The sequence below is a fragment of the Sulfitobacter sp. 1A10359 genome, assembly GCF_043558145.1.
In the GTDB taxonomy this organism is placed as follows: domain Bacteria; phylum Pseudomonadota; class Alphaproteobacteria; order Rhodobacterales; family Rhodobacteraceae; genus Sulfitobacter; species Sulfitobacter faviae.
Genome location: NZ_JBIFGB010000001.1, coordinates 428,952 through 450,205 on the forward strand (window position 1 = coordinate 428,952; position 21,254 = coordinate 450,205).

18 protein-coding genes are annotated in these 21,254 nt (G+C 63.4%); 14 read left to right on the forward strand and 4 right to left on the reverse strand.

Translation table 11 applies throughout. The features are described 5' to 3' along the window. Window positions 1-177 precede the first annotated feature (177 nt). The 8 genes from ACGYK2_RS02140 to ACGYK2_RS02175 all read left to right on the forward strand — a co-directional run bounded on the left by ACGYK2_RS02140 (window position 178) and on the right by ACGYK2_RS02175 (window position 9,437). Window positions 178-1,197, forward strand: a complete 1,020-nt coding sequence (locus ACGYK2_RS02140) for a glycosyltransferase family 2 protein (protein ID WP_276154417.1) — start codon at window positions 178-180, stop codon at window positions 1,195-1,197. After that, window positions 1,194-1,820, forward strand: coding sequence for a sulfotransferase (locus ACGYK2_RS02145; RefSeq protein WP_271687112.1), 627 nt, complete (start codon window positions 1,194-1,196; stop codon window positions 1,818-1,820). The genes ACGYK2_RS02140 and ACGYK2_RS02145 overlap by 4 nt, the downstream gene beginning before the upstream one ends. Next, the gene (locus ACGYK2_RS02150) at window positions 1,820-4,174 is read left to right on the forward strand and encodes a glycosyltransferase family 2 protein (protein ID WP_271687111.1); all 2,355 of its coding nucleotides are present in this window, start codon (window positions 1,820-1,822) and stop codon (window positions 4,172-4,174) included. Before ACGYK2_RS02145 ends, ACGYK2_RS02150 begins: the two co-directional genes overlap by 1 nt. Window positions 4,175-4,177: 3 nt before the next feature. Beyond that, window positions 4,178-4,873: an FkbM family methyltransferase gene (locus tag ACGYK2_RS02155; RefSeq protein WP_331618811.1), complete on the forward strand. Its 696-nt coding sequence runs from the start codon at window positions 4,178-4,180 to the stop codon at window positions 4,871-4,873. A gap of 143 nt (window positions 4,874-5,016) precedes the next feature. Then, on the forward strand, window positions 5,017-5,976 hold the full coding sequence (locus ACGYK2_RS02160) for a phosphoadenosine phosphosulfate reductase (RefSeq protein ID WP_271687110.1): 960 nt from the start codon (window positions 5,017-5,019) through the stop codon (window positions 5,974-5,976). A gap of 46 nt (window positions 5,977-6,022) precedes the next feature. Continuing rightward, window positions 6,023-7,054 (forward strand): dihydroorotase, encoded by a 1,032-nt coding sequence (pyrC, locus tag ACGYK2_RS02165; protein ID WP_271687109.1) that lies wholly within the window; start codon window positions 6,023-6,025, stop codon window positions 7,052-7,054. A 55-nt stretch (window positions 7,055-7,109) separates the two neighbouring features. Further along, window positions 7,110-7,787 (forward strand): orotate phosphoribosyltransferase, encoded by a 678-nt coding sequence (locus tag ACGYK2_RS02170; RefSeq protein ID WP_067268253.1) that lies wholly within the window; start codon window positions 7,110-7,112, stop codon window positions 7,785-7,787. Window positions 7,788-7,937: 150 nt separating this feature from the next. Continuing rightward, window positions 7,938-9,437 carry a replicative DNA helicase gene (locus ACGYK2_RS02175; protein ID WP_067268251.1) on the forward strand — a complete coding sequence of 500 codons (1,500 nt, stop codon included), beginning with the start codon at window positions 7,938-7,940 and terminating at the stop codon, window positions 9,435-9,437. A gap of 379 nt (window positions 9,438-9,816) precedes the next feature. Here the strand turns inward: ACGYK2_RS02175 and ACGYK2_RS02180 are convergent, their stop codons facing one another. Continuing rightward, window positions 9,817-11,124 (reverse strand): dienelactone hydrolase, encoded by a 1,308-nt coding sequence (locus tag ACGYK2_RS02180; protein ID WP_271689960.1) that lies wholly within the window; start codon window positions 11,122-11,124, stop codon window positions 9,817-9,819. A 100-nt stretch (window positions 11,125-11,224) separates the two neighbouring features. Continuing rightward, window positions 11,225-11,950 (reverse strand): sterol desaturase family protein, encoded by a 726-nt coding sequence (locus tag ACGYK2_RS02185; protein ID WP_271687107.1) that lies wholly within the window; start codon window positions 11,948-11,950, stop codon window positions 11,225-11,227. A 129-nt stretch (window positions 11,951-12,079) separates the two neighbouring features. On the opposite strand from ACGYK2_RS02185, the gene alr reads away from it, so the two are divergent. The 5 genes from alr (at window position 12,080) to purF (ending at window position 17,975) form a co-directional block, all read left to right on the forward strand. Beyond that, window positions 12,080-13,123, forward strand: a complete 1,044-nt coding sequence (alr, locus tag ACGYK2_RS02190; protein WP_271687106.1) for an alanine racemase — start codon at window positions 12,080-12,082, stop codon at window positions 13,121-13,123. A 280-nt stretch (window positions 13,124-13,403) separates the two neighbouring features. After that, window positions 13,404-14,201, forward strand: a complete 798-nt coding sequence (locus tag ACGYK2_RS02195) for a DNA repair protein (protein ID WP_271687105.1) — start codon at window positions 13,404-13,406, stop codon at window positions 14,199-14,201. 104 nt (window positions 14,202-14,305) lie between these two features. Beyond that, complete coding sequence (gene radA, locus ACGYK2_RS02200; protein ID WP_271687104.1) at window positions 14,306-15,673, forward strand: DNA repair protein RadA; 1,368 nt, start codon at window positions 14,306-14,308, stop codon at window positions 15,671-15,673. Between the two features lie 29 nt (window positions 15,674-15,702). Next, window positions 15,703-16,257: a CvpA family protein gene (locus tag ACGYK2_RS02205; protein ID WP_067268241.1), complete on the forward strand. Its 555-nt coding sequence runs from the start codon at window positions 15,703-15,705 to the stop codon at window positions 16,255-16,257. A gap of 233 nt (window positions 16,258-16,490) precedes the next feature. Beyond that, a complete protein-coding gene (purF, locus tag ACGYK2_RS02210) occupies window positions 16,491-17,975 on the forward strand; it encodes an amidophosphoribosyltransferase (protein WP_271689959.1) in 1,485 nt (494 codons plus the stop codon). An 84-nt stretch (window positions 17,976-18,059) separates the two neighbouring features. On the opposite strand, the gene ACGYK2_RS02215 is transcribed toward purF, so the two are convergent. Then, on the reverse strand, window positions 18,060-18,329 hold the full coding sequence (locus ACGYK2_RS02215) for a hypothetical protein (RefSeq protein ID WP_271687103.1): 270 nt from the start codon (window positions 18,327-18,329) through the stop codon (window positions 18,060-18,062). Window positions 18,330-18,528: 199 nt separating this feature from the next. Between ACGYK2_RS02215 and infC the strand changes: the two genes are divergently transcribed. Beyond that, window positions 18,529-19,077, forward strand: coding sequence for a translation initiation factor IF-3 (gene infC, locus ACGYK2_RS02220; protein ID WP_209217843.1), 549 nt, complete (start codon window positions 18,529-18,531; stop codon window positions 19,075-19,077). Between the two features lie 112 nt (window positions 19,078-19,189). On the opposite strand, the gene ACGYK2_RS02225 is transcribed toward infC, so the two are convergent. After that, window positions 19,190-21,178 carry an OmpA family protein gene (locus ACGYK2_RS02225; RefSeq protein ID WP_394374188.1) on the reverse strand — a complete coding sequence of 663 codons (1,989 nt, stop codon included), beginning with the start codon at window positions 21,176-21,178 and terminating at the stop codon, window positions 19,190-19,192. Window positions 21,179-21,254 lie beyond the last annotated feature (76 nt).

Consider the following 21,254-nt stretch of genomic DNA (forward strand, 5'->3'; position numbering starts at 1 on the left):
TGGTGCATCCTCGCCCCGCCCCGTCAAGAGGGCAGACCGCGCGGCGGCAGATTGACGGGATTTCCCCGCGCTGGCATAGTCCCACGCAATAAACGACGGCTTCCGGCAACAAGGGGGCCACAGGGGCGGATATGGGACAGAGCATTATCATCGCGATCCGGCGCGGCGGGGTCTGACATGCGCATCACCGCTGTCACCTGCGTCAAGAACGAAGGCCCGTTTTTGCTGGAATGGATCGCCTTCAACCGGGTGATCGGGGTCACGGATTTCCTATTTTACTCCAACGATTGCAGCGATGGCACCGATGCGCTGCTCGACGCGCTTGCCCGCCACGGTCTCGTCACCCATCTGCCCAACCCGGCCACCAATCGGAACTACCAGATGCAGGCGCTCAAGGATGCGCGGCGTCACCCCATCGTCACGCAGGCCGATTGGGTCTGGATCGCCGATGTGGATGAGTTTCTGAACATTCATGTCGGCGACCACCGACTGCCCGCCCTGATCACGGCCTGCAACAACCCGCAGGCCGTTTCGCTGCATTTCCAGTTCTTCGCCAATGGCGGGGTCGAGGATTTTGCCGACGCCCCCGTCATCGGGCAATTCACCCATAGCCATAACCCCGACATTTGGTGCGCCGATACGGCGATTGAGGTTAAGACCTTGGTTCGGAAAGACTTTCCCTTGGGCTACTACGGGGCGCACCGGCCCTTCCACGACGACACGAAGCACCAGCCGCATTGGACCGATGGCGCAGGCCGACAGGTGCCTAAGCCCTTCCGCAGTGCCGCCACCAAACGCCGCATCCGCGCCTTTCCCGCTCGCGGCGCACGGCGCTTTGCCACGCTGAACCACTACGCGCTGCGCTCGCTCGACAGCTATCTCGTCAAGAACGACCGTGGCGACGTGAACCGCGAACACCGCGCTTTTGATGACAGCTATTGGCGCGACCGGAACGATGCAGCTTGGGAGGATCGCTCGATTCAGCGCTACCTGCCCGCCTTGAATGAAGAAATCGACCGCCTGAAAGCGCTGCCCGGCGTCGCCGATCTGCATGCCGCCTCCGTGGCCGCCCACCGCGCCCGCCGCGACGCGCTGCTGACCGATCCGAGCTACCGCGCGATGCAGGCGCAACTGCGCGCAGCCAGCCCGTTCTGCGCCGCCGAGGCGCGGATCCGCGCCGAGATCGGCCTCACATGACGGGGCCGCGGATCGTCAACCTCGGCCTGCCCAAGACCGGCACCACCACGCTCACGGATGCGCTGCGCCACGCCGGGCTCAAGGTCGCGGATTGGCGCATTCGCAAGGGCCAAAGCAACTCGCCCGAGATCACCGGCGCGCATGTAGGGCGGATCATCTATGCCGATTTCTTTGCCAGTGGCGACCCGCTGGCGCGGCTGCATGAGTTCGACGTGATCAATGAGATGAGCGCCGTGCGCCATGACCGCAGCCTTTGGCCGCAGACCGATTGGGGTGTGCTGAGCGCCATCCAGCACCACCACCCCGAGGTCAAGTTTCTGCTTTCGCACCGTGATCCGGCCAAGACGGCCAACAGCATGATGCGTTGGAATAATCTGGGCCGCCGACGCTTGCCGCAGGCCGATGTGCCGGGGCTGCCCCGCGGCTTTGGCCGCGACGAGGCCGAGCTTGCCCGGTGGATCGAAGGACATTTCGCCTTCTGCCGCCGCGTCTTCGCCGGTTGTGCCAACTTTCTGGAGTTCGACATCGAAGACCCCGAGGCGCGCGACAAGATCGCGGATTATCTTGAGATCGACTTGCCGTGGTGGGGCCAAAGCAACACCGGCAAGGCGGAGGCCGGGTGATGCGGCTGACCCTCTTCATCGGTCCGACCGAACGCGCTGCCGCCCGGCTGCGCAACATCCTGCAACAGCAAAAGAACGCGTTGCTCAAGGAGGGGGTTCTCGCCGCTGACTGGAACCACGTCCGCCTCTATGCCGCTTGCGCCGCCCCGGAAGCGGTGGGTCTGCTACGGCACCGCCGCGGCTTGGACAGCCCCCTGATCGGCACGACCCTGCGCGATGAATTTCACGCGCTGATCCCCCATGAGCTGGCCGCGACCCGCGCCGATCATGTGGTGCTGAGCGCGGCGCAACTGGGCAATCTGCTGTCCCGGCCCGAGGAGCTGCGCGCCCTACACGATCTGCTGCGCCCCTATTTCGACGACATCCGCGTGGTCGCGCATCTGGATGAACAGGCGCGGACGCTGGTCGCACATTACGGCTTTGCCGTGGCCGAAAGCCGCCGTCATCCGCTGACGCAGGAATTGGCCTTGGCCGAGCGCGACGACTGGTGGCATGGCGCGCTTGCTCAGAGAGAGACCGCCCCGGATTTCGGCCTTTTCCCCGAGGTGCAAGCCCCGCCCTTTTGGCTCGATTATCAAGCGCTGCACGCCCATTGGGCCGCCGCCTTCGGCGCAGAGAAAATTACGTTTCGCCCGCTTGACCTGCCCCATCTTATGTCCAAGTCCGGGGCCACGGAGATCACCGAGAGCTTGGGCCTTTCCACGCCCCTCGGCCCGGTCGATCCCGGGCGCGCCCTCGCGGCCCTGCCCGCGCCTTGGCTGACGCGGATGCGGCAGTTCAACGATGTTCTGATCCGCTATCAACAGGCCCATGACCTCGCCTGCCCGCGCAGCACATGGAGCCAGATGTTGCAGGCGCTGCAAATCGGCGGCCCCGTGATCAAACCCGGAAGCCTCGCCGTGATCTCCGACCATTTCGCCCGCGACAACGCCGCACTCATCGCCCGTTTTCCCACGCTGGATCAGGCGCTTACCCCCGACGCGCCCGAGGCTCCGTGGCAAGAAGCCGACCCCCAGTTCGGCTTTCGCGCCACCCAATACCTCGCCGCCTTCGCCCACCGCATCCGCAGCACCGCGACCCCGCTCGCGCAAAAACGCGCAGATGCCGAGGAGGCCCGCCGCTCTGCCGCGAGGTTCGAGGCGCTGTTGCACGATCCCGACGCCCCCGAAGAGACGCGCGCGGCCAATGATCGGCTCCTCACCCGGCTAAAGGTCAACCACGAAACCATTCTGCGCGGCCCCTTCCGCCCCCACAACGGCGCGGCCCCTGCGGGCGAAGACGAGCCCGCGCCCGCCTATACCGCCGTGCCCCCGCGCGCATTGCCGCCCGGCAACAGCGGCAATGTCATCGTCGCCTGCATGAAAAACGAAGCGCCCTATATCGTCGAATGGGTCGCCTATCACCGCGCCGTGGGCTTCGATAACTTCCTGATCTACACCAATGATTGCAGCGACGGCACCGATGCCGTTCTGGGGCGCCTGCAAGACATGGGCATTCTCCAGCACCGCAACAACGACGATTGGAAAGGCAACTCCCCCCAACAACACGCGCTGAACCAAGCGCTGGAGGAACCGCTCGTCCGCCAAGCGGAATGGATCGCGCATATCGATGTGGACGAATTCGTCAACATCCGCACCGGCAACGGCAGGCTCGAAAACTTCTTCGCCGCCGCCCCCGAGGCCACGAATATCGCGATGACGTGGCGCCTCTTCGGCCACAACGGCGTGACCGCCCTGTCGGAGGCCCCCGTGATCGACCAATTCAACCACTGCGCGCCGAGCTTTTGCCCCAAACCCCATACCGCATGGGGGTTCAAAACGATGTTCCGCAACCTCGGCGCCTATGGCAGACTGTCCTGCCATCGACCAAACAAATTGGACGAGGCCGCGGTATCCGAGGTCAAATGGGTCAACGGTGCGGGCCACGGCATGACACGTGATGCGCTGCGCAATGGCTGGCGGTCCTCGCGCAGCAACGTCGGCTATGATCTGCTACAGTTGAACCATTATGCCCTCCGGTCAGCCGACTCCTTCCTCATCAAACGCCAGCGCGGGCGCGCCCTTCACGTCGACCGCTCCATCGGGATCAACTATTGGATCCGGATGGACTGGAATGACCACCGCGACCTGTCGATCCAGCGCAATTTGCCCCGTCTGCGCGCCGAGATGGACCACCTCCTCGCCGACGCCCAACTCCGCAAACATCACCAAGCGGGCCTCGACTGGCACCGCGCCAAGGCCGAAGACCTGCGCCAGACACCGGAGTTCCGCGATCTCTACCGCCAAGCGCTTAACATCAAGTTAACCGCGACAGAGCGGGCCGCCTATGCCCTTGCCCTCGATATGGAAAGCTGAGCCGTGACACAGGCCGCGCCCCCGTCTGAACCCAATTTCATCCACTCCCGCGGCATGAAGTTTCCCGACGATCCGGCGATCCTGCGCGGGCGGATCCGCAAGCTGCTGCGACAGAACGCCTATGAAGCCAAGGAGAGTGAGGCTGCGCTGCGCGTCGTCCGCGAAGGCGACAGGGTGATCGAACTGGGCGGCGGGGTTGGCTATATGTCGACGCTGGTGGCCAGCAAACGCAATGTCGCCTCAGTCCATAGCTTTGAGGCGAACCCCAACCTCATCCCCTATGTCCGGCGGGTCCACGCGGCCAACGGGCTGTCCAACGCCCATGTCACCAACGCGATCCTCGGCCCCGCCCCCGGCAAGGCGGATTTCTATGTGCGCGACCGCATCCTGTCGTCTTCCCTGACCCGTTTCAAAGACGAAGACCCGCCTGAGCCCCATCAGATCGACGTGCTCGACGCGGCTAAAGTCTTTGCCGATCTCACCCCAAGCGTATTGATCTGCGACATCGAAGGGGCCGAGGTCGATCTCATTCCCACCCTGCCCCTCGACACCCTCCGCGCCGCGATCATCGAATTGCACCCGCAATGGATCGGCCCCGATGGCGTCAACAAGGTCTTCGCCGCCTTCATGCAGGCGGGCATGGCCTATTATCACCGCGGCTCGCACAACAAAGTCGTGGCTTTCCGCCGTAGGTGGTAACGCGCCTTCGACAACCGCGCCCCCGGAAAACCGTCACATTCTCTTCAATTTCTCACGGATTTTCCGCATTTTCGCCCTAATATCCGGCTACACCCAGCTGAAACGGCGGTTCTGCCCCGCCCCGACAAGCCCGAGGATGCCCGATGCCGCGCGAGACGCCCACGATCGAAAGCTCACTGGCCGATATGCCCAAACGCAAATGGCTGCGCGCGATTGAGGCCGTCGCCGAAGAAGACGGCTATTTCCAATCTCTGGGCAAAAGCCACTTCTCCGCCTTCATCGAGCGTGAGACGACCCTGCTCGTCACCTTCGAGACCTACCAAGGCATGCATGCGCTCTCTGACAAGGCGCAGCCCTTGGGCTGGGACATGGTGCGCAATCACGACTGGTCGCATCTGTGCCTTGCCAGCGACGGTGACACATGGTTCCGCGCCGAAGAGGTCTATGCCTATTTCGACCGGCTGATTGACGACGGCTTCTTCGACGAATTCGATCAAGTGCTCTTCTACGGCGCGGGCCCCTGCGCCTATGCTGCCGCCGCCTATTCCGTGGCCGCGCCCGGCGCGGCAGTGGTGGCGATCCAACCGCAGGCCACGCTGAACCCGCGCATCACCGAATGGGATGAGCGTTTCGCCGATATGCGCATCCTCGATTTCACGTCGCGCTATGGCTATGCGCCCGATATGCTCGACGCCGCCGAACGGGTCTTCGTCCTCTATGACCCGCGCGAGAGGCTCGACGCGATGCATGCGGCGCTCTTCACCCGTGCCAATGTCACCAAATTGCGGATGCCCTTCATGGGCGATGCGCTGCAAACCGACCTGCTTGAGATCGACCAGCTCGACCCGCTGTTGCAAGCCGCCGCCGAGGGCACGTTGGACGCAACCCGCTTCGCCGCCCTCTACCGCGCGCGGCGCGATTACCTGCCCTATCTGCGCAACCTCAGCCAAGCGATCAACACCCAAGGGCGCGAACTGCTGCTCGAAGCGCTCTGCGCCAATGTCTCGGCCCGGATGAAAGCCCCCCGCTTTGCCCGCCGCCTCGAACGCATCCGCGCCAGACGCAAGGCCCGCGTGGCCGAGGCCGCGACCGCCACCGGATAGGTTTTCAATCTGGCGCGCGGCCCCGCTCTGTGCTAGCCCCGCGCCCATGACACAAAGCCTCACGATCCGCCGTCCCGATGACTGGCACCTGCACCTGCGCGACGGCGACATGCTGCGCGCCGTGGTCCAGCACAGCGCCCGCGACTTTGCCCGCGCCATCATCATGCCCAATCTCGTGCCCCCTGTGGTGACAGGCGCCCAGGCTGCTGCCTACCGCGACCGGATCATGGCCGCCCTGCCCGAGGGCGCGGATTTCACGCCCCTGATGACCCTCTACCTGACCGAGGAGACGGACCCCGACGATGTCGCCCTCGCCCATGCCGAGGGGCTGATCCACGCCGTCAAACTCTACCCCGCAGGCGCCACCACCAACTCCGCCAGCGGCGTGTCGAACTTCGACAATGTCGCGCCGGTGCTCGACCGGATGGCCGAAATCGGCCTGCCCCTTTGCACCCATGGCGAGGTCACCGACAGCGAGGTCGACATCTTCGACCGCGAGGCCGTCTTCATCGACCGTGTGCTCGACCCGATCCGCCGCGCCCACCCCGCGCTGCGCGTGATCATGGAACATATCACCACCGCCGAGGCCGCCGACTACGTCCGCAGCAACGACAGCGGTCTTGCCGCCACGATCACCACGCACCACCTCGTGATCAACCGCAACCACATCCTCGCCGGTGGCATCCGCCCGCATTATTACTGCCTGCCAGTCGCCAAACGCGAGACCCACCGCCGCGCCCTGCGCCAAGCGGCCACCTCTGGCGATCCGCGCTTCTTCCTCGGCACCGACAGCGCGCCCCATACCGATGGCGCCAAGCTGCAACCCTGCGGCTGCGCGGGCTGTTTCACCGCGCCCAACACGATGGCGATCCTCGCTCAGGTGTTCGAAGAAGACGGCGCGCTCGACAAGCTCGAAGCCTTCACCTCGCTCAATGGCCCCGCCTTCTACGGCCTGCCGCCAAACGAGACACAGATCACCCTACGCCGGGAAGCGCCCCAACACCCCGACAGCATCGACACGCCCGACGGCCCGGTCACGGTCTTCGACCCCGGTTTCGATCTGCACTGGACCACCTGATCTTCATCCTTTCTTAAATACCGCTCCGACCTCTCCCCACCCAAGGACGCCTGCCATGATCCCCACCAGCCACCCAAGCCCCCAAGAAATGGCCCGCCTCACCGCACGCATGCTGCTGGAGATCGGCGCGGTGCATTTCAACGCGGAGGAGCCCTTCACGCTGGCCTCTGGCCTGCCGTCGCCCACCTATATCGACTGCCGCAAGCTGATCTCCCACCCGCGCATCCGGTCCACGCTGATGGATTTCCTCGCCGTCACCGTCATGCGCGACGCGGGCTTTGAGGCCTTCGACAATATCGCCGGGGGCGAGACGGCGGGCATCCCCTTTGCCGCCATGGTCGCCGAACGCATGGCCCTGCCGATGACCTATGTCCGCAAGAAGCCCAAGGGCTACGGTCGCAACGCGCGGATCGAAGGTGAGATGACGCCGGGCCAACGCGTGCTGCTGGTCGAAGACCTGACCACCGATGGCGGCTCGAAACTCAGCTTCGTCGACGCGATTCGCGAAACCGGGGCGACCTGCGCCCATACGGCGGTGATCTTCCACTACGGCATCTTCCCCCAGACCGAAAAGACCCTTGGCGACCATGGCGTTACGCTCCACGCGCTCTGTACCTGGTGGGACGTGCTAGCCGAGGCCCGCGCCCAAGGGGCTTTTGACGCCGCCACGCTGACGGAGGTCGAAGCCTTCCTGAACGCCCCGCGCGATTGGCAGGAATCCCGCAAAAGTTAACCGAATTTTCGCAAGATGTTGACCGAAGGCCCCACCACAAGGCAAAATGTGGTGGGGCCTTTTGTCGGTAAAGATATCCACAAAAGATACAATTTGCGCCGGACGCACCCACTGGCTATGAGGTCCATCTGGGTAGAAATGGGTGAGGTCATGAACGAGATTACATCGCTGAACGCGAACCAATTGGCCGTGCAGGCACCGGAATCGATGCCGCATTCGATCGAGGCCGAACAGCAGCTTTTGGGCGCGATCCTGACTAACAATGACGTCTACGACCGTGTCGCCTCGGTCATCGGGCCCAAGCACTTCTACGAGCCGGTCCACGCCCGCATCTTCGACATCGCGGCCCAGCGGATCGCCAAGAACAACCTTGCCTCCCCGGTCACGCTCAAGGCCTTCATGGAAGACGACGAGGGGCTGAAGGAGCTGGGCGGCCCGGCCTATCTGGCCCGTCTCGCCGGTGCAGCGATCAGCGCCTTCGCCGTGCGTGACTACGCGCAGATGATCTATGACCTCGCCGTGCGCCGGGATCTGATTCAGCTGGGCCGCGACATCTCGGCCAAGGCCGCACAGGTCGATGTCTCCTCCGAGCCGCGCGAGCAGATCGTTGAGGCCGAGCAGGAGCTTTACAAGCTGGCCGAACAGGGCCAAGTCGAAAGCGGCTTCCAGTCCTTCCTGAAGGCCGTCACCGACGCGGTGAACGTGGCAAATGCCGCCTACCAGCGGGATGGCGGCCTTTCCGGCGTCTCCACCGGTTTGATCGACATGGACAAGAAACTGGGCGGGTTGCACCGCTCTGACCTTCTGATCCTCGCCGGGCGCCCTTCGATGGGTAAGACCTCGCTTGCCACCAACATCGCCTTCAACGTGGCCAAGGCTTACAAGCGCGGGATGAAGCCCGACGGCACCGAGGGTGCTATCGACGGCGGCGTCGTGGGCTTCTACAGCCTCGAGATGAGCGCCGAACAGCTTGCATCGCGGATTCTCTCGGAAGCCGCCGAGATCCCCAGCCACCAGATCCGCTCGGGCGACATGACCGAGGCAGAGTTCCGCCGTTTCGTCGATGCCGCCAAGGCGCTCGAGGCCTGCCCGCTCTTCATCGACGACACGCCCGCCCTGCCGATCAGCCAGCTTGCCGCCCGCGCGCGGCGCTTGAAGCGGACCCACGGCCTCGACGTGCTGATCATCGACTACCTCCAGCTCGTGCGCGGCACCGGCAAATCCGAGAACCGGGTGAACGAGATTTCCGAGATCACCATGGGCCTCAAGGCCATCGCCAAGGAACTCGACATCCCGGTGATCGCCCTGTCGCAGCTCTCGCGTCAGGTGGAAAGCCGCGACGATAAACGCCCGCAGCTCTCGGACCTTCGGGAATCCGGCTCGATCGAACAGGACGCCGACGTGGTGATGTTCGTGTACCGCGAGGAATACTACAAGGAACGCGAGAAGCCGGGCGATCACGAGCTCGACAAGATGGCGGTCTGGCAGGAAGAGATGGAGCGTCTGCACGGCCGCGCCGAGGTGGTGATCGGCAAACAGCGTCACGGGCCCATTGGCACGGTGGACCTCAGCTTCGAGGGCAAGTTCACCCGCTTCGGCAACCTCGTGCAGCCTTGGCAGCAGGGCGGCGGGGACGATCAGGAGTTTTGAGGGGAGAGCCTTCCGTTTTCCCTGAGGAACGATTTTAAAGAACCTAGGGCCATCGCCTGCCCGCGGGTGGGCGATGCAACAAAAGTTCGGTACCACTTTATCTTTCAACTATGATGTGCGTGCCGCGAGGTCTCACCCAGCCTAGCCAAATCGCCTACCCGTCCGGGCGGGCAGGCGATGGCCCGGCGCCTGCGGCTTGATTCCGGGCTGCGTGGCAACCTCGACTGGTGCTTTTGCCGCCATGATCGGTCTTAAGGAACGCCATGCCGAACTTCACCTAGTAGCCCCCCTTTCGCCAAGCAGGCTATGGCCCGGCGCCTGCGGCCTGATTCCGGGCCCGGTGGCAAAAGGGCCCGGCAACGCTACCGGGCCACGCGTTTCACTCAGCCGCCGATTTCTCCTCATACATCAGCCCCTTCGCGGTCCCCTCCGGAAAACCCTTCCAATAGCTGTGGTCCTCCTTCTCGGTCCCATCCTCCTCGACCGACCAGACGCCGTCGTTCGAGTTCTCTACCAGATCGAGATACGCAGCCTTCGCCTCCTCACCCTTCAAATGACTGTCCATCCACGCGGTCACGAAATGCTGCGCGATATTGTTCATCCGCGCTGTGTCCCAGACCGCGTCCGTGTAATGCTCGGAAATGTTGAAGCCCTTGTCCTCGCTGAAGTAATAGGCCTCCTCCGGCGCCGGCATGGGCGCGCCCGCGTTATGGCCCGCGTTCATGTAGGTCAACAGCGCGCGGTCCACGTTCGAGGTGTTCTCCCAGATCGCTCGGATGCCGTTCTCGTAGAGCGAGACATCATCCTGCGAGCCTGCGATGAAGAGCATTGGGATCTGCACCCCCGCCAGCCCCTCGGCATCCCAAAAGCCGCGGTTCATGCCCCAGGGGCCGAAGGCCACGGCGGTCTTGATACGCGGATCGGGCAGCGCGTCATGCGTCTCGGAGCCCGCCTGATGAATGCCCAGCGTTCCATGCGGACCGCCCCATGTATAGCCAACCGATGCCTCCGTCACCCCGCCCCCGGCGGTGATGATCGCGCCGTAGCCGCCCATGGAATAGCCGATCAGACCGGTGTTCTCGGCGTCATAGAGCCCCGCGAAATCACCGCCCTCCGCGGCCTTCTGCGCCATCTGCTCTAGCACGAAAAGCTGGTCCAGCGAGCGGTTCACCAGCGTCGAGCCAAAGGCCGCCTGCGTGCGGTAGGTGCTGTCGGTATGGTCGATCGAGGCCACGACATAGCCTTTAGAGGCGAGGTTCTCTGCCAGATGCGACATGAGGTAACGGTTGCCCGGATAGCCATGGCTGATCAGCACGAGCGGAAAGGTCTCGCCCTCCGCCGGATCGACGTCGCGCATGGCCTGTCCCTCGAGCGTGACCTCGGTGGTGCCGTCGCGGAGATAAGCCTTGAAGGAGGTCTCGCCCTCCGCCCCCTCGGCGGCGGGATAATACATCTCAACCGTGAGCGGCCGGTCATAGCGCGGCATCTCCTCGGGCTTGTCGGCGGCGGGGTCGATGGCGAGGATGTCGATCTGGTCGGGGTTGACCATCTCCAGCGTGCGCACCCCCACGGCATGATCGCCATAGGCCGCAAGCTCGGGCGCATTCGGCAATTGCCGGTCGATCCGGTTCTCCGCCTGCGCCGCGCCAGCGGTAAGGCCCGCGGCAAGCAAGGCTGTGGTGGTCATATGTCGGTGCATGGTTCGTCCTCCCTTGAATTGGGCCAAGCCTACCCGCGCCACGGGGACAGGCAAGCGCCCTTCGGGTAACGTTACGGAAGTTTCACATCTACCCCCGCGCGGCCCGGGCCACTTCGGCCTCGCTCAGCCCGTATTTCCCAGCGTACCGCGCGCGGGCGGCCAGCAACCTCGGGTCATCGGGCTGCATCCCCAAGGTGCGGATAAAGGCGATGCGCTGCTGCTGTTTCAAAGACTCGGTGTCGATATCGGTGCCCATGGCCCGGTCGATGATTTCTCCGCCCGGGCTGACGTGGAACCACTTGTTGAAGTCGCGAAAGTGATGCTGATTGTGCAGCCGGGTGACATGCCGCTCCACCGCAGTTTTCGGCACCGTCAGATGCGCCGTCATGTGAAACCACTCATAGCCCAGAAAGGTCAGCACCCCGCCCAGAGGCACGATCGCCGTGGCGATCCAGATGCTCGCCTCGACCCCCAAAAGCGCCGCGATGCCCCAGACCAGAAGGAAATTCCCCACGAGCATCGGCAGCGCGACCCAGACCGGCACGAAAAACAGCCCGTGATTGGTCGGGAAGTCATGGTGCCCGTAATGCGCGCGGTACAGCAGATCAAAGGCCCACTGCCGCTTCGGCGGGGCAAGGTGAAAGACATGTCGGTGCAGGTTATACTCATTAAGCATCTGCGCCGCGACCCCCAGCGGCACCAGCGCCCAAGACCACAGCGGCGCCCCCCAGAGCATGGCAACGAAAGCCACCACAGCGGCCAGCGCCATGAGCGACACGCCCGCATGGCCGAACATGATCTTGATCCGTGACATCCGTCTGACCTCCCCATCCTGCGCATCCGGTAGGCAAAACTGTAACAAATCCCCCGCCTGCCTGTCGCGCATGACGTTAGGTGCCCTTGGCCGCTTGACCTCCCCCCTCATTCCGGCCCACATCCGCGCATGAGCAAAGCGACCCTGACCATCGACCTACAAGCCATCGCCGACAACTGGCGCGCCCTCGACCGTATGACAAAGGCCGAGACCGCCGCCGTGGTCAAAGCCGACAGCTATGGGCTGGGCGCCGCCCGTGTGGCCAAGACATTGGCCGAGGCCGGGGCGCGGCAGTTCTTCGTGGCCCTGACCGAAGAGGGGGTGGCCCTGCGCCAAGCCTTGGGCGAAGGCCCGGTGATCAATGTCTTTTCCGGGCATATGCCGGGCGATGCAGAGGCGATTGCCGGTGCCGCGCTGACGCCGATGATCAACTCGACAGAGCAGCTGCTGCGCCAGTTTGAGGCCCTGCCCGGCCATGCTTTCGGCATCCAACTCGACAGCGGGATGAACCGGCTGGGGATGGAGCCTGCGGAATGGGCAGCCCTGCGCGACATCGCGCTGAGCCAGAACCCCACGCTCATCATGTCGCATCTGGCCTGCTCGGACGCGCCGGATCACGAGATGAACGACGCGCAACTGCACAGTTTCCGCGACATGACCCAAGGGGTCGAGGTGCCGCGCTCGCTCTCCGCCACGGGGGGCATTCTGCTGGGGCCGGAGTATCATTTCGACGTCACCCGGCCCGGCATCGGTCTTTACGGCGGGCGCCCATTCACAGAGGCGCGGCCCGTGGTCACCCTCGACGTGCCAGTGATCCAGACCCGCAGCGTCACCCCCGGGGAAACTGTGGGCTATGGCAACACCTGGACGGCGGAGAGCACCGTGACGCTCGCCACCGTGGCCGCGGGCTACGCCGACGGCCTTCTGCGCGCGATGGGCAATGCGACCGGCACCGCCTGTTTCCAGCATGAGGGTGTTACCCTACCCATCCTCGGGCGCGTCTCAATGGACCTGATCACGGTGGATGTCTCTGCATTGGACGAGGTGCCCGCGACCTTGCAACTGCTGGGGCAAAGCCAAGGCGTTGATGATTTGGCGGATTGGGCGGGCACGATCGGCTATGAGGTGCTCACCTCTTTGGGCGCAAGATATGCGCGAAACTACGCCGGTTAGGTCGGCGATTTTCCCCCGCATCGCAGCACGCCGCCGAGAGAGTCGCTGCGCGACTCACTGGCGTTCCCCCACGGTACGCCTCGCCCCTGCCCTGCGCTGCCGATCACGAATTGCACGGCGCAGGCGCAAATAACTTCCGAAAAACCTGCGGTTGTGCCATAATCTCGGCAAAACTAGGTTAAATCCTCAGCATAATCCCACAGGGAATGGGAACAAAGAAGGATAAGGAGGCGTTGGTCGGCAGAAACTTGCTTAGTAGCTCTTCCAGGGGGGAGAAAGTATGTCCCAGCTTCGTTCCTTTGCCTACCTCGTTCAATTCGCCTTTCAACGGCTTGCGGTGGTGGTTTTCGCCCTCGCGGCCCTTGCCCTTACCGGTGCCAGCATCATGGCGGCGCTCGGCCTTTGGGATTGGATCAGCCTTGATCTGCAATACGCCGGTGAGCCTGTCGAAAACGCCGGGATGTACGCCCAACTGGCGCTGACCGTCCTTGCTGTGGGCCTGTGCTTTTTCCTGCCCACTAACCGCCGTGTCATGCAGCTTGAGACCTCGCACCGCCAATTCAATGTCGGCATGCAGGACGTGGCCCGCGCCTATGCCGCCGTGCACGCCGCCGACCGGGCCGAAACCTTTCAGATGAGCTCGGAATTCGATTCGGTGCGCGAACGTCTGGCCTATCTGCGCGATCATCCCGACCTCGCCACGCTGGAGCCTGCCGTGCTGGAAATGGCCGCTCAGATGAGCCACGTGGCCCGCGATCTGGCCGAAGTCTATTCGGATGAGAAACTGGCCCGCGCCCGCAGCTTCCTCAAGCAGCGTCAAGAAGAGGTCGAGCTTTTCAATAGTCGTCTCGATCAAGCCAAAGCGATCTCGACCGAGATGAAACATTGGCTGCACGAAGTCGAACTCGAAGAAAGCGTCGCCGTGGCTCAGCTTGAGCGTCTGCGTGAAGAGATGCGTGAGATTATGCCTGAGCTTGGCCTTGAACGTGTGGTCCAGACCGAAACACCCGAGCGCAAGCCTGAGACGACATCGCTCGACAATATCGTGATCGACCTGCCGCCCAAAGCCGCTGAGTAATGCCAGCGGCGGCATCCGGCCCATTGGGTTCCCCCCCGGGATCATCACCCAAGGGCCGGATGCTTTTCCTTTGACGCCATCGGGCACCTGCGCGAAAAGGGCCCATGGCCAAATCCTCCTCCAGTTTTTCCTGTGCCGAATGCGGCGCGAAACATTCCAAATGGTCCGGGCGCTGCGACGCCTGCGGCGCGTGGAATTCCATCGTCGAAGACAAGGGCATCTCCGCAGGCCCGCCCAGCAAATCCTTGGGCGCAAGGCGCGGCTCTGCCATTGAACTCACCGATCTTGCCACACAAGAAACCCCGCCCCCGCGCGCACAGTCGGGCATTGCGGAGTTGGACCGCGTGTTGGGCGGCGGGCTGGTGCCCGCCTCGGCGATCCTCGTGGGCGGCGATCCCGGCATCGGGAAATCGACCCTTCTGCTGCAAGCCGCCGCGCATTTCGCCAACTCCGGCCTCAAGACGATCTATGTCAGCGGCGAAGAAGCCAGCGCGCAGGTCCGCATGCGCGCGCAGCGTCTTAGCCTTTCCGAAGCGCCGGTGAAACTCGCGGCGGAAACCAATCTGCGCGACATCCTGACCACGCTTGAGGCCGAGCGCCCGCAGCTTGCCATCATCGACTCGATCCAAACCATGTGGGCCGACAACGTCGAAAGCGCGCCCGGATCGGTCAGTCAGGTCCGCGCCGCGGCGCATGAGTTGACCAGTTTCGCCAAACGCCGCGGGGTCGCGGTGATCCTCGTGGGCCATGTCACCAAGGAAGGCCAGATCGCTGGCCCCCGCGTGGTGGAGCATATGGTCGACACCGTGCTCTATTTCGAAGGCGAGCGTGGCCACCAGTTCCGTATCCTGCGCGCCGTGAAAAACCGCTTCGGCCCGGCGGATGAGATCGGCGTTTTCGAAATGACGGGGGGCGGTCTGTCAGAGGTGATCAACCCCTCGGCGCTGTTCTTGTCGGAACGCGGACAACCCTCTCCCGGTTCGGTCGTCTTTGCGGGCATCGAAGGCACCCGGCCTGTCTTGGTCGAACTTCAGGCGCTCGTGGCCCCCTCGCCCCATTCCCAAGCGCGCCGGACGGTGGTGGGCTGGGATTCGGGGCGTCTGGCGATGATCCTCGCGGTATTGGAAGCGCGGTGCGGAATTCCTTTCGCGGGGCTGGATGTCTACCTCAATGTGGCGGGCGGGATGAAGATCTCCGAACCCGCCGCCGATCTCGCCGTGGCCGCCGCGATCCTCTCGGCGCGGGAAGACGCGGCCCTGCCCGCCGAAACCGTTGTTTTCGGAGAGATTAGCCTCTCCGGTGCGCTGCGCCCCGCCAGCCAGACGGAAAACAGGTTGAAAGAGGCGCAAAAACTTGGTTTTACGAGCGCTATTGCACCGCGCGGCGGCAAGGCTGTGGGTGTGACCGGAATTGCGCTGAATACGATGAGCGATCTGACCGGATTTGTTGGCGAAATTTTCGGGGCGGGCTGATCCCCCCTTAGACGAGGGCGAGAACGCGCATGGACGGTTTTACCATTATTGACGGGGTGGTCGCGGTTGTCATCGTGCTATCGGCATTGCTGGCCTATGGCCGCGGGCTGGTGCGCGAGTTGATGGCGATTGTCGGCTGGATTGCAGCGGCTGTGCTGGCCTTTCTCTTTGCGCCGCAGGTCGAGCCGCTGGTGCGTGAACTGCCCTATGTGGGCGAATTCTTGGCCGATAGCTGCGAACTGTCGGTGATTGGTGCTTTTGCGCTGGTCTTTGCCGCAGCACTGATCGTGGTCTCGCTCTTCACGCCGCTCTTCTCCTCGCTTGTGCACCGCTCGATGCTGGGTGGCGTGGACCAAGGGCTCGGCTTCATCTTTGGCGTCGTGCGCGGCGTGCTTTTGGTGGCGATTGCCTTCTTCGTCTACGACACCGTCATCACCGGTGAGCGGACCACCATGGTGGAAAACAGCCGTTCCGCCGCCGTATTCTCGCGCTTCACCGGCCAGATCGAAGAAAAAGACCCGCAAGAGGCGCTCGGCTGGATCACCAACCGCTATGAGGCGCTGGTGGGCAAATGTAGCGCCTAAGGCTTTCATAATCTCTTAACACAATCCTTTTAGACAGGCGGCCAGAGCATAATGGCCGCCTGTTTTGCGTTTGGGCTTGGCAGGTTACGGGGGCCGCCTCCTCGGCGGGCAATGCGGCGCTTTATCCTGCCTCATGCCCCCCGCAGGCGACATGCGGGGTGACAGCCGCTTACGAAGCCCCTACATAGGCAGCGACCTCACCCGGATTCGGAGTTGCCCCGTTGTCCAAGCACATGCCGCCCGCCCATCCCTTTGACACTTCCTATCTGCGCGACAGCGGAGATGAGGATAAACTGAAGGAGGAATGCGGCGTCTTTGGCGTGGTTGGCGTTGCCGATGCCGCCACTTTCGTGGCCCTTGGCCTGCACGCCCTCCAGCACCGTGGACAAGAGGCTGGCGGCATCGTCAGCTACGATCCCGCCGCCGGTTTCCAATCGGCCCGCCGCTTTGGCTATGTCCGCGACAACTTCACCTCGCAGGATGTGATGCAAACGCTCCCCGGCGAGCTGTCCATTGGTCACGTCCGCTATTCGACCTCTGGCAACAAGGGCCCCACCGCGATCCGCGACGTGCAGCCCTTCTTTGGTGAGTTCGCCATGGGCGGGGCCGCGATTGCCCATAACGGCAATATCACCAATGCCAACGCCCTGCGCCGTGAGTTGATTGAGCGGGGCTCGATCTTCCAATCCTCATCCGACAGTGAGTGTATCATTCACCTGATGGCCCGGTCCTTGCAGCAAAACATCCCCGAGCGGATGGAAGATGCGCTGCGCCGGGTCGAGGGGGCCTTCTCTGTCGTTGCCATGACGCGCACCAAGCTGATCGGCGTGCGCGATCCGCTGGGCGTGCGCCCGCTCGTGCTAGGCCGTGTCGGCGATGGCTGGGCGCTGAGTTCGGAGACCTGCGCGCTCGACATCATCGGCGCGGAATTCGTCCGTGAGATCGAACCGGGCGAGATGGTGGTGATCACCGAGAAAGGGGTCGAAAGCCATTTCCCCTTCCGCCGTGTCGCCTCGCGTTTCTGTATTTTTGAGCATGTCTACTTCAGCCGCCCCGACAGCATTCTCGGCGGTCGCTCGGTCTATGAAACGCGTGAGAATATTGGCCGCGAACTGGCCAAGGAAAGCCCCGTGGAAGCCGATCTCGTCTGTCCCGTGCCTGACAGCGGCACCCCGGCGGCGATTGGCTATAGCCTTGAATCCGGCATTCCCTACGCCATGGGCATCATCCGCAACCAATACATGGGCCGGACCTTCATCGAGCCGACCGAGCAGATCCGCAATATGGGGGTCCGCCTCAAGCTCAACGTCAACCGTGCGCTGATCAAGGGCAAGCGGGTGATCTTGGTCGACGACTCGGTGGTGCGCGGCACGACATCGCGCAAGATCAAAGAGATGATCCTCGACGCGGGCGCGAAAGAGGTGCACTTCCGCATCGCCTCCCCCCCCACGGCTTGGCCCTGTTTCTACGGCGTCGACACCCCGCAGCGCGAAAAGCTGCTGGCGGCGACCATGTCCGAGGATGAGATGCGCGACCACTTGCAGGTCGACAGCCTCAAATTCATCTCGCTCGACGGTCTCTACCGCGCGGTGGGCGAAGCCGAAGGCCGCCACGCCGACTGCCCGCAGTATTGTGACGCCTGCTTCTCTGGCGACTACCCGGTGACCCCTGCCGATCAGGTTAAGGAAGGTTTCCAGATGAAGCCCGCCGCCGAGTAACCCACCAGAGGGATCAAACCAAAGCAAAGGCCGCGCCCGGTTCCCCGGTCGCGGCCTCTGCTTTTCCGCATTGCGCGGAGCCGCTTAATTCTGCGCCGCAGGCTCCGCCGCGTCATTGGCGCTCTCGGTTGCGTCATCCACGGCATCGCTGATCGCCTCCCCGGCGGCATCCACGCTGCCCGCGATTGCATCGGCGGCGTCTTCAGCGGCGTTGGTCATATCTTCGGCCACCTCGGGCGCATTGATCGCCTCGGAAGCTTCGATGGCCACTTCCTGCGGCCCCTTGCCGGTGAAAAGCATATAGCCCGCCAGCGCAATCAGCGCCGCCACGACCAACCAGACCAGATTCTTCATTCCATTCCCCTTAATCTACGCCCCGCGAGGTTAAAGATTTCCCCCGGAGCCGCATAGCCGTGAATTGCGCTACAATCGCCCCAGATCAAGGGTAAATCGCCCCAAACCCCACGCATAGCGTGATTTTGCGACTTGAAGATGGCCCCACGCGGGTTTACCTTGCATTCTGGAATTAGGTAACAATCAAAGGACCATCACCATCGCTCGCAGACCTCATAACGCGCCGCCCCAACGTGACACCGGCCCGCGCGTCAACGACAAGATCCGTGCCCCCGAAATCCGCCTGATCGGTGCCGATGGCGAAAACGTCGGCGTTGTCTCGCCGCAGCGTGCCATGGAAATGGCCGATGACGCCGGCCTCGACCTTGTTGAAATTTCGCCCAATGCCAAGCCGCCCGTGTGCAAGATCATGGATTTCGGCAAGTTCAAATATGAACAGCAAAAGCGCGAGAGCGAAGCCCGCAAGAAACAGAAGATCATCGAGATCAAAGAGGTCAAGTTCCGTCCCAATACGGACAAGAACGACTACGATGTGAAGATGCGCAATGTCTTCAAGTTTCTTGAAGGTGGCGACAAGGTGAAGGTTACCCTCCGGTTCCGTGGCCGTGAGATGGCGCACCAGAACCTCGGTCGTGAGCTTTTGGAGCGCGTCGCTGCCGACACCAAAGAGATCGGCCGGGTGGAGAACTTCCCCAAGATGGAAGGCCGCCAGATGGTCATGGTGATCGGGCCCCTGCCCAACAAGTGATCAGGCTCAATCGAGTCCGCATAACGGGCCCGACTGACACATGCACTATCCAATAACGCAAAACGCCCCCGGATCGCTCCGGGGGCGTTTTCTGTTTGGGGTGTTGGTCTGCTTAGCGCAGCAGACCTGTAATGTTGCGCACCACGGCACGACGGTTCGCAGGTTCCGCCGACGTGGTCGGCACGCGCAGCTGGCTCTCGCCATAGCCCTGCGTGATCAGGTTGGCGGGCGGCACATCGAAGTACTCGGTCAGCGCCAGCGCCACGGTTTCGGCACGGCGGTCCGACAGGGCGAGGTTATAGCTCGCATCGCCAACCGCATCGGTGTGACCTTCGACAAGGATCACGGTGCGCGGGTCCTTCCGAATCAGGTCACGCAGTGTGGTACCGATATTGGCCAGTGCGCGGGCCTGTTCCGGCTGGATCGCGGCAGAGCCGGTGGGGAAGCGTACGGCATCGAGTTCCAGCTCCGGCGCGAGGGAGCGTACCTCACGGATTTCACGCACCTGACGCAGGGAGAATGTCCGCCCCTGATCGTTGCGCATCTCAGCTTGCAGCGCCTGACGCAGCGCGGCTTCGTCTTGGGTGCTGGCGCGCTGTGCTTGCTGGGTCTGCTGAACCTGCGGCAGATCGTTCACGACAACTTCGCGCTCTTCCACGAGGTCATCTACCAGCACATATTCACGGCCCTGCGCATCGAAGTTCGTCCGGCGCAGCACGGTGCCATCGCGCGAGCGGATGGTCTCGACCCGGCTTCCGTCGCTTTTGGTCACGATGGTCCGGGTGGAGCCGTCGTCGAAGGTCTGGGTCTGCACCTCGTCACCAGGGCGGCGAAGCAGAGCGTTATCGTCCTTCAGCACGCGCAACTCGCCAGTGTCGTCCTGCACGACCACACGGTCACCGGAGCGGCTGACGATCTTCTCACCATTGTTCAGAACCGAGCCGACAGCCACGGCCCCGAGGCCGAGCAGCAGCGCTTTTTCGAAGTCCGACATCCCGCTGTCGTCGTCCTCAGCGGCGGCGGCATCGGCTTCGCCTGCGGCAGTCACTTCGGTCTCGAAGTCTTCGTCCGAACTGCGCACGTCTTCTTCGGTAACTTCTTCGGTCACGACTTCGGCGTCCGCATCGCTTTCGGCAGCAGCAGCGGCGGCGGCGGCAGCTTCACGCTCGGCGCGGCGTTGCTCACGGCGCTCTTCGCGGCGTTCGGCACGGCGGGCTTCGCGGCGCTCTTCACGGGCTTGGATCTGCTCTTCGGTCAGACCGGCGTTGTCTTCCTCGCCGACTGCTTCGCCGCTGGTTTCGGCTTCCATTTCGGCCTCGGCTTCTTCCAAGGTCTCGACGGCAGTCTCATTGGCTTCCGCATCTGCCGCAGCTTCGGCGTTTTCGTCGGTTTCTACGTTCTCGGTCACCTCAGCATCGGACTCGGAGGTCAGCTCGGCATCAGCTTCGGCGGTCGCTTCAGCTTCAGCTTCCACGTCCTGCGCGGTCTCAGCCTCAACGTCTTCTGCAATCTCGGCCTCGGCTTCTTCTTCAACCTCGGCTTCTTCTTCAACCTCGGCTTCGCTATCCTGCTCGGCTTCAACTTCCGCCTCGGTCTCAACCTCTTCGTCGACTTCGACCTCGCTCTCAGTCTCGGCGGTCATTTCGGCTTCGGCCTCGGCGGCCTCCGCTTCCGCTTCGCTTGCGGTTTCCTCTGCCGCCTCGGCTGCGGCTTCAGCCTGCGCTTCCGCTGCGTCGGCGGCCTCTTCGGCCTGTTCGGTCACGTCGTTCACAGCAGGCGCGGCCGCCTCACCCGTCGCTTCAACCGCGCCGGTCGCCTGATCCAGCAGCGAACCCGCCTCGGCTTCGGTTTCTGCCTCGGCCTCGACCTCTGCTTCACCTTCCGCTTCGACTTCCGCCTCGGCCTCACCGCTCAGCCCGGCCATAACACGAAGCTCTTCGGCACTTTCTACCGTCTGATCGTCGAATGCGCAGGGGAATTCGGTCGCTTCGCCCACGGGGCCGCATTCATTCAGATTTTGCTCCTGCGCAAAGGCGCCATGCGGGAAAGCCAAGGCAAGGCTCAGACCCAGCGAAGTCGTAGATCTCAGTAGGTTTTTCATGTTCACGTCCTCATCATTACGGGAACGCCGTTCGGGCAGCGCTTGTCACCCAACGCATGATGGGGGCGCTGGTTCC